We start from the raw sequence: 255 nt of genomic DNA, 5'->3' as shown, positions 1-255 counted from the left end.
TCTTACCGGCATTCACCACGTAGATCGTGCCGTCCCGCACATCACGCATATAACTGCCATCACGCGGCACCGCACCGAACGCGTTGATCCACCCCACCGGCACATTCGCGAACCCCGGAGTCCCCAGAGCCTCATACTCCGCCGGCGTCAGACCGTACTTCGCCCCACCCACCGTCACGAAGATCGACCCATCCGCGTGATCACGCAACAGCGTCCCCGGACCAGGATCGGCACCCAACCGGCCGATGAACGCCG

The 255-nt window shown here is 64.3% G+C and carries 1 protein-coding gene; it reads right to left on the bottom strand.

The features are described 5' to 3' along the window. The coding region (locus tag QSK26_RS41625; RefSeq protein ID WP_285780881.1) for a hypothetical protein at nucleotides 1–255 on the bottom strand (255 nt) is incomplete at both ends.

It is taken from the genome of Microtetraspora sp. NBRC 13810 (assembly GCF_030268685.1).
Lineage (GTDB): Bacteria > Actinomycetota > Actinomycetes > Streptosporangiales > Streptosporangiaceae > BSRQ01.
This window is presented reverse-complemented; position numbering and strand designations above follow the sequence as displayed.